Source organism: Parasaccharibacter sp. TMW2.1890 (assembly GCF_023337645.1).
Lineage (GTDB): Bacteria > Pseudomonadota > Alphaproteobacteria > Acetobacterales > Acetobacteraceae > Bombella > Bombella apis.
This window is the reverse complement of sequence record NZ_NWUV01000001.1, coordinates 223798-237075: the sequence shown is the minus strand read 5'-3', so window position 1 is coordinate 237075 and position 13278 is coordinate 223798. Positions and strand designations below refer to the sequence as shown.

At 59.8% G+C, this 13278-nt stretch carries 10 protein-coding genes; 5 read left to right on the top strand and 5 right to left on the bottom strand.

Annotated features, from left to right (window positions below; genetic code table 11):
• Positions 1 to 17 precede the first annotated feature (17 nt).
• The 4 genes from CPA54_RS01065 to tkt all read right to left on the bottom strand — a co-directional run bounded on the left by CPA54_RS01065 (position 18) and on the right by tkt (position 6854).
• Positions 18 to 854, bottom strand: coding sequence for an HAD family hydrolase (locus tag CPA54_RS01065; protein ID WP_249085389.1), 837 nt, complete (start codon positions 852 to 854; stop codon positions 18 to 20).
• A gap of 71 nt (positions 855 to 925) precedes the next feature.
• A complete protein-coding gene (gene gnd, locus CPA54_RS01060) occupies positions 926 to 1930 on the bottom strand; it encodes a phosphogluconate dehydrogenase (NAD(+)-dependent, decarboxylating) (RefSeq protein ID WP_043560825.1) in 1005 nt (334 codons plus the stop codon).
• Between the two features lie 2 nt (positions 1931 to 1932).
• Positions 1933 to 4782: a bifunctional transaldolase/phosoglucose isomerase gene (locus CPA54_RS01055; RefSeq protein ID WP_249085678.1), complete on the bottom strand. Its 2850-nt coding sequence runs from the start codon at positions 4780 to 4782 to the stop codon at positions 1933 to 1935.
• A gap of 20 nt (positions 4783 to 4802) precedes the next feature.
• Positions 4803 to 6854 carry a transketolase gene (tkt, locus tag CPA54_RS01050; protein ID WP_232086305.1) on the bottom strand — a complete coding sequence of 684 codons (2052 nt, stop codon included), beginning with the start codon at positions 6852 to 6854 and terminating at the stop codon, positions 4803 to 4805.
• A 371-nt stretch (positions 6855 to 7225) separates the two neighbouring features.
• On the opposite strand from tkt, the gene CPA54_RS01045 reads away from it, so the two are divergent.
• From CPA54_RS01045 to CPA54_RS01025, 5 genes are all read left to right on the top strand, one after another.
• Positions 7226 to 7729, top strand: coding sequence for an ankyrin repeat domain-containing protein (locus CPA54_RS01045; protein WP_043560832.1), 504 nt, complete (start codon positions 7226 to 7228; stop codon positions 7727 to 7729).
• A complete protein-coding gene (gene hisC, locus CPA54_RS01040) occupies positions 7726 to 8790 on the top strand; it encodes a histidinol-phosphate transaminase (RefSeq protein WP_081562945.1) in 1065 nt (354 codons plus the stop codon). The genes CPA54_RS01045 and hisC overlap by 4 nt, the downstream gene beginning before the upstream one ends.
• Before the next feature lie 44 nt (positions 8791 to 8834).
• Positions 8835 to 10073, top strand: a complete 1239-nt coding sequence (locus CPA54_RS01035; protein WP_043561572.1) for an aminopeptidase — start codon at positions 8835 to 8837, stop codon at positions 10071 to 10073.
• A 22-nt stretch (positions 10074 to 10095) separates the two neighbouring features.
• Entirely contained in the window at positions 10096 to 10548 is a 453-nt protein-coding gene (locus CPA54_RS01030) for a hypothetical protein (RefSeq protein WP_081563440.1), read from the top strand.
• Between the two features lie 483 nt (positions 10549 to 11031).
• Positions 11032 to 11775, top strand: a complete 744-nt coding sequence (locus tag CPA54_RS01025; protein WP_248630366.1) for a response regulator transcription factor — start codon at positions 11032 to 11034, stop codon at positions 11773 to 11775.
• A 101-nt stretch (positions 11776 to 11876) separates the two neighbouring features.
• Here CPA54_RS01025 and glmM read toward each other — a convergent pair whose 3' ends face one another.
• Positions 11877 to 13241: a phosphoglucosamine mutase gene (glmM, locus tag CPA54_RS01020; RefSeq protein ID WP_043561575.1), complete on the bottom strand. Its 1365-nt coding sequence runs from the start codon at positions 13239 to 13241 to the stop codon at positions 11877 to 11879.
• Between the last annotated feature and the right edge of the window lie 37 nt (positions 13242 to 13278).

Here is a 13278-nt window from a genome sequence, read left to right as displayed (position 1 = left end):
GTACCCTCCGAATCACGTCATCTCCCCTGCTGGCAGGGGGCTAGCGGCATAATGAACGTCTCGGCAGCATATGCCCAGCCACCTTCATCAGGTTTTCCGGTCACATGGGTGGCTTCTTTCTTCACGGAATCCGGCGCCTGCCCCATGGCGATGCCCATGCCAGCCGCCTGCAGCATCGGGATGTCATTGGGGGCATCGCCAAGAGCAGCCACTTCCTGCGGTGTTACGCCATACAGTCTGGCCAGCTCTGCCACCGCCTCGCCCTTCGTGGCCAGGGCAGGTGTGATGTTCAACTTGTGTGGGGCCGAACGCAGCAGGCTCGCCCGCCCGGCAAAAGGAGCCGCCAGCTCGGCTTCCAGCCGGGCAATCAGGGCTGTATCGTCAGAACAGACCATAAGGCGGTTCACGGTCTTCGGCGTGACGGGCCATGAAAATACTGCCCGGGGCGTGATGCCCGTCAACTCCTGCTCCCGCTTTGCCAGCAGCGTCCGACTGTCACGCACCAGCCATTCCTGTTCTGTCTGAAACCAGACCTCCACAGGGAAAGGAGACAGAGCTTCGAGAATGGCCGCAAGATCCCCGACAGAAAAATGGTGGCTCTTCAGAATGGTGCCATCCGGCATGAAAAAGACGCCCCCATTAAATCCGGCACAGGGCCCTTTCAGCCCGAGCTGCCGGACATAAGGCAGCACAGCCGCCGGGATGCGGGCACTGACGAGCGCCAGAGCCACACCCCGCTCTGCCAGATGCTGGACGGCCGTGCCTGTTGTGGGAGAAATGGTTCTGTCAGAACCAAGAATGGTGCCATCCATATCGGACAGCACCAGCCTGATCCTGGGGGATGTTTCTGTCATGAGTATCTTCCTCCCTCACGGGGGAAGAAGGGGTGCGGCCCCCTACCGCATCCCCCATTCTCCAGAACAGTTTATTTCTTGCGCTCGGTATGGCCACCAAATCCATACCGCATGGCCGAAAGAGCCTTCTCGGCGAAATTGTTGCCGGTACGGGACCGGAAACGGGTATAAAGGGCTGCGGTCATTACCGGGGCAGGCACGGCCTCCTCAATGGCGGCTTCGATCGTCCAGCGGCCTTCACCGGAATCCTGCACCTCGCCACTGAACTCGCTCAGATCACCAGAACGGGCCAGCGCCTCGGCTGTCAGGTCCAGCAGCCAGGAGGACACGACACTGCCACGGCGCCACACCTCGGCAATATCAGCCAGATGCAGGTCATAACGCTCATCTTCCGGCAGCTTTTCGGAGTTCTTGCTGGCCAGCACATCAAAACCCTCAGCGATGGCCTGCATCATGCCGTATTCGATGCCGTTATGGATCATCTTCACGAAATGACCAGCCCCGGCCGGACCACAGTAAAGATACCCCCTCTCGGCCCGCGGGTCGTGGCGGCCATCATCCTCACGGTCCGGCGTGCGGGGCACATCACCCATGCCCGGAGCCAGCGCATCCAGAATGGGGTCCACATAATCCGCAGCGTGCTTCTCGCCGCCATACATCATGCAGTAGCCACGCTCCAGCCCCCAGACACCACCAGAGGTCCCGACATCGATATAATCAATGCCACGCTCGCCCAGCTCTTTCGCCCGGCGGATATCTTCCTTGTAATAGGTGTTGCCACCATCGATGATGATGTCACCTTTGCCCAACAGCGGGGCGAGCTTCTGTATGCAGTCTTCCGTCACCTTGCCAGCTGGCAGCATGACCCAGATGACACGACGCTCCTCACTGGAAAGGAGTTCGGCCATTTTCTCGAAGGTCTCGGCCCCCTGGGCACGCCCCTTCTCTGACCGCTCGACAATCTTCTCGGTGACAGCGGGAGTCCGGTCGAACACGACAACATCATGCCCCTTGCGGGTCAGGCGGACGGCAATATTGCCACCCATGCGGCCAAGTCCGATAATTCCGATACGCATCCTCAAGCTCCTTTTAGAATATCTGTCACCAGCTGAGCGAGACGGTCCAGTCCTTCATGCAGGGGACCGACAACATGCACACGCAGCGCACGACGGCCACGAGCGGCCAGAACGTCGAAATCCCCCCGGGCCTGAGCGGCCTTGACGACACCAAAGCTGTAAGCGTGTCCCGGTATGGGCAGGTCCGCAGCATCATCCGCCGTCACCTGCAGGAAGACACCGCTGTTGGGGCCCCCCTTGTAAGCCTGACCTGTCGAGTGGAGGAACCGTGGACCAAACTGCGCCGCCGTGGCGACATGAAGCCGATCCCTCAACTCTGTTCTCACCGTCTGCTCCCAGGCGATATGGGCTTTGTTCCGCTCAATGTAAGCGAGGAGGCCAATATAGTCGTTCTTGCCCACACGGTCAAAATGAGCTTTCAGAATGGTTTCTGCACTACCGCTGCCCAGCGCCTCACGGTTGCGCTCATCAGCGTAAAAAGCGAGGTTTCCATCCTGGGCGAACGGCGTCTCTTCCGGCAGATGGCCCGTCTCGGCATAGGCTTTGGTCAGCTTGCGGGTCTCAACCTTGCTGAATTCCACATCAGGCTGGTCAAAAGGATTGATTCCCAGCACGGAGCCAGCCACCGCCGTGGCAAATTCAAACACGAAGAACGCCTGCACGATCTGCCCGACATCCTCGAGATGCAGGGTCACGACAGGATGTCCCGCCTCCCGCAGGGCCTTGATCCCCGGACTGACGGGCTCATGCCCCAGCCGCAGTTCCACGAACATGCGGTCATCACCATAAACCTCCGGCGCCCCCAGCGGCTCGCCATCAATAGGGATGAGCCCCGTACCGTTCTTGCCGGTGCTTTCAGCCAGAAGCTGCTCCAGCCAGGCACCGAGGGAGGCGATCTTCTCCGAAGCCACGAACGTGACCTTGTCCCGCCGGAAACTGGTGGCCGCCACCCCAAGGGCCAGCCCCAGACTGACACCAGGGTTTGTCACAGGCGGTACGGAAGCATCGCACGCCTCGATCATCAGCTGCGTGCTGTCCAGCAGGGCCCGGACATCGTACCCTGCCGCCGCCGCCGGAGCGAGACCAAAGGCGGACAGAACGGAATACCGCCCGCCGATCTCCGGGTTGCCGTGGAAGATATGGGCAAAGCCACGGTCTCTGGCCAGTGTTTCCAGCGATGAGCCGGGGTCCGTCACGGCGACGAAACGCTCACCGGGCTGACGGCCAAGGGCCTTCTCCGCCTGATCCCAGAAATAGGCGAACAGGATGTTCGGCTCCAGCGTACTGCCGGACTTGCTGGACACGATGAACAGCGTGTTGGCCGGATCGATGGCCCGGCCGAAGCTGGCAACCTGCTGAGGGTCCGTACTGTCCAGAACATGCAGCTTTGGGCCACCGGGGGCTCGGCCAAAGGTTTCCTCCAGCACTTCCGGTCCGAGGCTGGAACCGCCCATGGCCAGCAGCAGCACATCGCTGTAGCCACGTTCCTTCACCTCACGGCCCAAGGTCTCATAAGACTCAAGAGCCGCACGGCCATTCTTGACCACATCCAGCCAGCCGAGCCATCGGCTTTCCGGCCCACCGGTCCAGACGGACGCATCACGCTCCCAGATGCGCCGCACCTTGCCATCCTGGCTCCAGCTCTTGCCCGCCGCAACCACGGCATTTTCCAACTCACCCGACAATGCCAAGGATACTCGCATAAGACGTTCCCCCAAAACAGCTTCCCGGCGGGCTGCCACCGCACCGAGTAATCCATCAAAAGCGACCTCGAAAGCCGTCACACCTTCTTCCAACAAGGTGGTGGTCACACTGTCCAGATCAAGCCCCAATCGCCCTGCTTCTGCCAGAATCAGGCTGGCGCTCTCTCCACCCTGCGCAAGGCGCTCCTCCGGGATGCCATGATCCCGGAAGGCTTCCAGCGTACGGGGTGGCAATGTATTGACCGTATCAGCGCCAATCAGCTCCTCCACGTACAGCACGTCACGATAGGCCTTGTCCTTCGTGCTCGTACTGGCCCAGAGAAGACGCTGCGTCTGCGCTCCTTTCCCTGCCAGAGCTTTCCAGCGCGGGCTTTCCGTTACCCTGAGATAATGCTGATACGCCATGCGGGCATTGGCAATGGCCACCTGCCCCCGCAGGGCCTTCAACGCCTCGGCTTCCGGGTCACCGGCGGCCAGACGGCGGTCGATGCGGGCATCAATGCGCCCATCAATCCGGCTGACAAAGAAAGACGCCACACTGCCAACGTGATTCACCGGCAGACCGGCCTTCACCCTGGCCTCCAGCCCCCGCAGATAGGCGTCCAGCACCTTCTCGTACATGCCCAGCGCAAAAAGGAGCGTGACATTGACGTTGATGCCCTCGGCAGTAGCCTGCTCAATGGCTGGAATGGCCTCTTCCGTCGCCGGAATCTTGATCATCACATTGGGGTGACCAACACGCTGCCAGAGCCTGCGGGCTTCTGCCAGCGTGCCTTCAGCATCATCTGCCAGGTAAGGAGAAACCTCTAGACTGACATAGCCATCCCGTCCGCCGGTTTCGTCAAACACGGGCCGCAGAACCTCGCAGGCCTGACGGATATCTTCCACGGCCAGCGCCTCATAAAGCGCACCGGCTGTCAGGCTGCCGCTGGCCAGGAGGGCCTGCACGGCTTCCTCATATTCCGCACCATGGCCAATGGCCTGCTCGAAAATGGCCGGGTTGGAGGTCACCCCTTTCAGGGCGTCCTCCTTCACCATGGCTGCCAGACGGCCATCCTCGATGAAATCCCTCCGGATGAAATCCAGCCAGATGGACTGCCCATGGCTGACCAGACGGGTCAAAGGTGTCTCTGGCGGGGTGTTTTCCATCACTCTCACTCCTTATCCAGTCAGTCTGCCTTCTGTAACAACTGGCGGGCCTGTTCATAAACAGAGTCTACCGTAAAGCCGAACTTCGCCATCAGCTCTGCTGCTGCGCCGGATTCCCCAAAGCTGTTCATGGCAATGACGACACCATCCAGCCCCACATAGCGGTCCCACCCAAAGCCGGAAGCCATCTCTACACCGACACGCCTACGGACAGAAGGTGGCAGGACGGTGTCACGATAGGCCCTGTCCTGGCTCTCGAACAGATCGAAGCTTGGCATGGAGACCACACGGGCCCGCACGCCTTCAGCCTTCAGCCGCTCATAGACACCGACCACGAGCGAAACCTCGGAGCCGGACGCCATCAACAGAATCTCCGGCTCACCCTCACAGTCCGCCAGAACGTAGCCACCACGGGCCACACCCTCGGCCGAGGCATACCGGGTACGGTCCAGCGTTGGCAGGTTCTGCCGTGTCAGGGCAAGGGCCACGGGGCCAGCACGATGCTGCATGGCCACACGCCAGCTTTCCACCACCTCATTGGCATCTGCCGGACGCAGCATGGTCAGCCCCGGCATGGACCGGAACTGGGCGAGCTGCTCGATGGGCTGATGGGTCGGGCCATCCTCCCCCACGCCGATGGAATCATGCGTGAACACATAGATCACCGGCAGGTGCATCAGCGCTGCCAGACGGATGGCGGGCTTCATGTAATCAGAAAAGATCAGGAAGCCCGCACAGAAAGGCCGCAGGCCACTCAGGGCCAAGCCGTTGCAGATGGCGGCCATCGCATGTTCACGCACACCGAAGTGCATGTTGCGGCCATCATAGCCAGCCCCTTCCTGCACCATGTTTGAAGGGGCCTGCACCGACCGGGCGCCCTTGATGAGCGTCTTGGTAGAAGGCGCAAGGTCCGCCGCCCCGCCAACCAGCCAGGGGAACTGGGATGCCACGGCATTGAGCACCTCCCCGGAACTCTGGCGGGAGGCCAGCCCTTTCTCATCCGCCGGATAGACAGGCAGCTCCGTTTCCCAGCCTTCTGGCAGGGTTCCGGCAAAAATGTGCCGCAGCTCGTCCCCTTCCTTCGGATAACGGGCGCAGTACTCGGCAAACCGTGCCTCCCATTCCGCCTGTGCTCTGGCACCACGCTGCCCGGCCAGTGCCTCGAAATGCTCCTGCACGCCATCCGGCACGGTAAAATGCGGCGCATCTTCGGGCCAGCCATAGGCCTTCTTGGCCCCTGCCAGCTCCTCCATGCCAAGCGGCTCACCATGGGCAGAGGCCGTTCCCGCCTTGCCCGGTGCCCCATAACCGATGATCGTCCTGAGAATGATCAGGGTCGGGCGGGAGGTTTCCTCCCGTCCCTGTTTCAGGGCTTCACAGATGGCAGGCACGTCGTTGCCATCAGCAACTTCCAGCACCTGCCAGCCATAGGATTCAAACCGCATGGCCACATTCTCCGTGAAGGTCACATCCGTGGAGCCCTCAATGGAAATGCGGTTGCTGTCATACACCCATGTCAGGTTGCCCAGCTTCAGATGTCCGGCCAAGGATGCGGCCTCGGCCGCAACCCCCTCCATGATATCCCCATCACCACAGAAAGAGGTAATGTGATAGCCAAAGAGGTCGAACCCCGGGCGGCCGTAATGTGTGGCAAGCCATCGCTCGGCCATGGCCATGCCCACCGCACTGCTGCACCCCTGCCCCAGCGGGCCGGTCGTGATCTCCACCCCGGCTGTCAGCCCGTATTCGGGATGGCCCGGTGTGCGGGATTCAAAACGGCGGAAATTTTTCAGGTCTTCCAGCGTCAGGGCGGGGCGATCGACCACCTGCCCGTTCTCAATATCCTTCACCCCGGCCAGAAACACCGTGGCATAGAGAAGGATGGACGCATGCCCACCCGAGAGGATAAATCGGTCACGCCCCGGCCAAAAGGGATCGGCCGGGTTATAATACATCGTAAACTGCCAGTAAGCATACATGGCCGGGGCCAGAGCCATTGCGGTACCCGGATGGCCGGATTTTGCACGCTCCACACTATCCATCACCAATGTGCGGATCGTGTCTATGCTCATTTTCGACAGCATACTGTTCACTGATCTAACGTCCTCAATTCAAACAATCATCCGATCACCCACAGCAGGCTCATGCCCCTTAACACGGCCCGATGCAGTCCGGATATTTCACAAGTGGCCTTATCCTGCGAAAGAACGCAATGCCCTACCGGCAAATAAGATCAATTTTCCTACCCATCCCTTACAGACAGGCTGGACCTGTCAGACCCGGCGGCAGATTCCGGTCAGCCTGCCCTCTTCCATCAGGCCTGCCGCAACCACATATCCTGCACGCCAGAAAGGCCTTTTCCCCCTTGACCTGACCACCGGCAGGCAGGACATTCAGAGGCCTCTGACACGACCCATTCTTTTACCGCAAAGGCAGCCCATCCATGACGCAGCCCGAAATGTCCTTCACCCCGGAGCAGATCACCGCTCTCTTCATCGATGCGGCCCGCAATGGTGAGAATGATCTGGTCAGGCAGTTTCTTGAGGCCGGCATGCCGGCAGACTGTGCCGACAGCCGGGGCTATACACCCCTCATCGTCGCCACCTACAACGACCAGCTCGACACGGCCAGCCTGCTGCTGGACAACGGGGCCGACCCGAACGGCGTGGACGCCAAGGGGGCCACGGCGCTCTCCGGTGTGGCCTTCAAGGGGTATGAGGCCATTGCCCGCCTGCTGCTGGAGCGTGGCGCCAATATCGACCAGGCCAACCATGCCGGGCGCACGCCGCTCATGTTTGCCATCATGTTCGGACGGCAGGGCATGGCCCGCCTGCTGCTGGAACGTGGCGCCAACCCGGACATCCGGGATACGGAAGGCCTTTCCGCCAGAGACCTTGCCCACCGCCAGGGCCTTGGCAGCCTCTTTGCGGAGGCCACCGCCCCATGAGCCGTTTCTGGAACCGGCAGGTCCACGACCTCCAGCCCTACATCCCCGGTGAACAGCCCCGCATGACCAATCTGGTCAAGCTGAACACCAATGAGTCCCCCTACGGTCCGTCCCCCCGTGCGCTGGAAGCGATGAAGGCCAGCGTAACTGATGACCTGCGCCTCTATCCAGACCCGACAGCCCTGGCCCTGCGCACGGCCATTGCTGAACAGGAAGGAGTTCCGGTCGAGTGCGTCTTCACCGGCAACGGTTCTGACGAGGTCCTGGCCCACGCCTTCCGGGCCCTCTTCCGTGACGATGCGCCGGTCCTGTTCAGCGATGTGACCTATGGCTTCTACCCGATCTACTGCCAGATGTTCGGGCTGGATTACCGCACCATTCCCCTGCGGGATGATTTCACCATCGCACCAGACGATTATGACGGTCCGGCTGGTGGTGTCATAATCGCCAATCCCAATGCCAACACCGGCATCAGCCTGCCCCTGCCAGCCATTGAAGGACTTCTGAAGCGCTTCAATACCCAGACGGTCATCATCGATGAAGCCTATGTCGATTTCGGCGGGACCAGCGCCGTGGCCCTGACACAGCGTTATCCCAACCTTCTTATCGTCCGTACCTTCTCCAAATCCTCCGGTCTGGCGGGGCTGCGCGTGGGCTATGCCATCGGCTCGGCGGAGCTGGTGGAAGGGCTGACACGGGTAAAAGACAGCTTCAACTCCTATCCGCTGTCCCGCCCGGCACAGGCCGGGGCTGAGGCCTCCATCCGGGACACGGAGTGGCTGGAACAGACCACCACCCGCATCATCGCCACACGGGAGCGCACCGTGGCAGCCCTGCGGGAGCGTGGCATGACGGTCCTGCCCTCCACGGCCAATTTCATTCTGGCCCATCACCCCTCATGCCCAGCTGACACGCTTTTCACCGGCCTGCGGGAGCGGGCCATCATCGTCCGCCATCAGGGCGGCAGCCCCCGCATCAGCGACTGGCTCCGCATCACCATCGGCACGGATGAGGAGATGGACGCCCTGCTGGCCGCACTGGATGACCTGCTGCCCCGCTGACGCATCAGCCCCCTCATCATTTTACAGATTAACAGGACAGACCCATGCCCACATCCTCTTTCACACATGACCAGCTTCTGGACCGTCTGGCCGAAGTTTCCGTCCGTACGGGGCTGAACATCACACCTGGCCAGCAGCTCATCATCACGGCAGGGCTGGAAGCCGTACCCCTCATCCGGCGCATCACGGCCCATGCATACAAGGCCGGAGCGTCACTGGTCACAACCCTGTATCAGGATGATGAGACTACGCTGGCCCGCTTCCAGCACGGTCATGAAGACAGCTTTGACACGGCAGCGGGCTGGCTAGCCAACGGCATGGCGGAAGCCTTTGGCAAAGGAGCCGCCCGCATGGCCATCACGGGGGGGAACCCGACCCTGCTGAAGGACCAGAACCCGGACCACATCTCCCGTGTCAGCCGGGCCAGCTCCACGGCCTATCGTCCGGCCATGGAACGCATCACCAATTTTGACATCAACTGGAACATCATTGCCTGCGCCACACCGGCCTGGGCCGAGCAGGTTTTTCCACATCTGCCAGCAGAGGAAGCCCTCACCGCCCTGTGGAATGGCATCTTCCAGGCCTCCCGCGTGGATGTGGCCGACCCGGTAGCCGCCTGGGCGGACCATAACCGGACCCTCCATGCCCGTGCTGCCATGCTGAATGACCGCCGCTTCGACGCCCTGCACTTCACCGGACCGGGCACAGACCTGACGGTCGGGCTGGCGGATGGCCACCTCTGGGCCGGTGGTGCCGAAGAAGCCAAGAATGGCATTGTCTGCAACCCGAACATCCCGACAGAGGAAGTCTTCACCACCCCACACTGTGCCCGTGTGGAAGGGACCGTCTCCAGCACCAAGCCACTCTTCCATCAGGGATCGCTGATTGACGGAATCCGGGTCCGCTTCGAAAAGGGGCGCATCGTGGAGGCTCATGCCAGCAAAGGCGAAGATGTGCTGAAACGCATTCTGGACAGTGATGAAGGCGCACGCCGCATTGGCGAGGTTGCCCTCGTACCCCACTCCTCCCCCATCTCCCGGAGTGGCATCCTGTACCAGAACACCCTGTTCGATGAGAATGCCGCCTGCCACATCGCTCTTGGGCAGGCTTACACGAAATGCATGACCAACCCTGAAGGGCAGAGTGAAGAAGAGCTGATCGCCCGTGGAGCCAATCATTCCATCATCCATATCGACTGGATGATCGGTTCCGACAGGATCAACATTGACGGCCTGAAGGATGGCCAGCGCACACCCCTCATGCGCTCTGGCGAATGGGTCTGACCCCTCCAAGGAAACAGTAACCGTGACCATTGCTCTTGACCCCGCCCGCCTGCCAAAGCTGGACATCCTCTCCCTCGCCCGGACCGGCCTCATCCTCCGTGCCGAGCGGGAGACACCCGATACGGGTATCCCCAGTTTCCTGACCCGGTCAGGCTGGGTCGAGCTGGTCACCCATCACCGTCGCTCCACAACCGACGGAATTGAAACGGAGGAGCAGACAGCCAACCGCCTGCTCCCCGCACTGGAGCGCATCTGCGCCCGCCTCCTCAGCGAGGCGGCCCGTGGGGCAAAGGCACAGGACAGGCAGGATGCCTCCGTCTTTACCGTGGAAACAGACCTTTTCCCCAGCTCTACGCAGACACGCATTGTCCTGGTTGCAGACAGGACCCATCCCGTTGCCTGCGCCCTGATCGGCACGCCAGAACAGATCACCCAGCTTCTGGCCTCCACCGATACGAAGAGCGGTGAAGCCTGAAACGATTCGGACCTCCTACATCCTATTTCCAAATGTTTTACCCTCGAAATAGGATTAAAACAGTTTTATTTTATCATTAAAAGAATTGATGACCTGCCCCGTTCCCATAAAAAAAATTAGGAACGTTCTATAACCCTTGTTCGACAGGCCCATTTAGCAAAACTATATTGTTGCTTAATTTTTCACTTATATTTAAATACAATTTTTTACTATGGTAATTGCTGAAAATAATTTCAGTATTTAAAAAAAAAATATAAATTAAATGTAAGTATAACTTCATATTACCTTATCAGAAGCCTATCATATTCTTCTTTTCTGTAAAGAAAAACATCAAAAAACCCATTATTTGACACAAAAAAGTCCTATGATCCTGACATATACGACGAAAGTTCTGGTTGTATGGATTGCTAAAAAAACAATCAAAGGTTGCATTTCATAAAAAATCTCTTCCATAATACAACCGTTCCAAGGGGAGTTGAAATTATGCGTATTCTCATCGCTGATAGCGACAGCGGCGCTGTAAGCCATCTGGTAAAGGTACTGGGGAAGTCCTCTTACGCGGTCGACCACGTCAAAACCGCCGATGAAGCCCTCAACATGTTCAAGCACTATGAATATGATCTCTTCATAACCGAGCTGGTACTGAGCGACCTGCCGGGAGAAGAGCTCATCCGTCAGGTCCGGCGCTCCCGGATCTCCACGCCCATCATGGTTCTGTCCGTCCGGACAGACTCCCCGACCAAGGTGGCCGCCTTCTCAGCTGGGGCTGATGACTACGTTACCAAACCCTTCGACATGAGCGAGACCCAGGCGCGCATCCAGGCTCTGACCCGCCGTTCTTACGGCATCGCTGAATCACGCCTGCGCGTTGGCCCGCTGGAACTGGACCTTGAAAGCCGGATGGTCAGCGTCAATGGTCACTTCCTGCACCTCACCAGCAAGGAATATTCCATTCTGGAGCTGCTGCTCCTGCGCAAGGGTGCAGTCCTCACCAAGGACATGTTCCTGAACCATCTCTATGGTGGCATTGACGAACCCGAAATGAAGATCATTGATGTCTTCATCTGCAAGCTGCGGCGCAAGCTTCAGCGCTTCGGTGCCGAACACATGATCACCACCGTCTGGGGTCGGGGTTACATCCTTCAGGATCCGGCCGTGGCGGCTGGTACCTCTGCTTCTTCGCAAGGCTTTACCGAAGGGTCAGCTCCCCTGCGTCAGGCAGGCTGAAATCCAGGCACGGAGCAGCCCTCCCATCTCCCGTGAAGTAAAGAAAAAGGCCCTTGCCCCATGGTGCAGGGGCTTTTTCCTTACTGAAAGGGAAAGGCTTTTCAGGCTCCGGCCAACGTCTGGATATGGGCACTGACCCGGTCCACGACCTCGGCTACCAGAGCCCTGTCCCGGGCCTCCACCATCACGCGGATCAACGGTTCTGTCCCGCTGGCCCGCAGTACAAGACGCCCCTTCCCCTTCAGCCGTTCTTCCGCCCAGCTGACAATCTCCCCAAGGGCCGGATGCTTCATGGGATTATCACCCTTGTAGGCCACATTTTTCAGGGTCTGGGGATAAGGCTCAAAAAGATGACACAGCTCACTGGCTGGCTGGCCGGATTCCACCAGAGCTGCCAGAACCTGAAGCGCCGCCAGCAGGCCATCCCCTGTTGTGGCGTGATCGGACAGCACCATATGGCCGGACTGCTCCCCGCCAAGATTGCCTCCCGTCTGGCGCATGCGCTCCACAACATAACGGTCCCCGACAGCCGTTCGATACAGGCTTAGCCCCTGCGTTGCCAGATAATCCTCCAGCCCGATATTGGACATGACAGTCGCCACGATCTCGGAACCATTCAGCCGCCCCATGCGCTTCCAGAGTGTAGCGATGAGAGCCAGTATCTGGTCCCCGTCCACCAGCTCGCCCCGCTCATTGGTGAACAGGACACGGTCCGCATCCCCATCCAGCGCAATACCGCAATCTGCCCCATGAGCCCGCACAGCTTCACAGAGTGCCTGCGGATGGGTAGAGCCGACACCATCATTGATGTTCAACCCATCCGGTGAGGCCCCTATGGTTATGACCTCTGCCCCCAGTTCCCAAAGGGCTGCAGGTGCCACACGGTAGGCAGAACCATGCGCACAATCGAGCACGATTTTCAGGCCATCCAGCCGCAATCCCCGCGGAAAGGACGATTTGACACTCTCAATATACCGGCCTGCCGCATCATTCAGGCGGGAGGCCCGCCCTATGGCCGCCGGCGATGCCAGCTGTCCGCTCAAATCGTCCCCCATCAGGGCTTCGATCTCTGCCTCAACAGCATCGGAAAGCTTGAACCCGTCCGGGCCGAACAGCTTGATCCCGTTATCCGTGAAAGGATTGTGGGATGCCGAAATCATGACACCCAGATCAGCCCGCAGGGAGCGGGTCAGAAAAGCAACAGCAGGCGTAGGCAGCGGCCCCAGCAGGACGACATCCACACCTGCCGAGAGAAAACCGGACACCAGGGCACACTCGATCATGTAACCGGAAAGACGCGTATCTTTGCCCAGCACAACCGTGTGGCGATGCTGGCGCCCTGTCTGCCGGCAGAAATACAGACCCGCCGCCTGCCCCAGCTTCTGGGCTATCTCCACCGTCATGGGTGCCGTATTGGCCTCGCCACGGATCCCGTCAGTCCCGAAAAACTTCCGCCCGTCTGCCATGACTTCCCCTCCGTCTTCCATACCATATGCGGCTTCT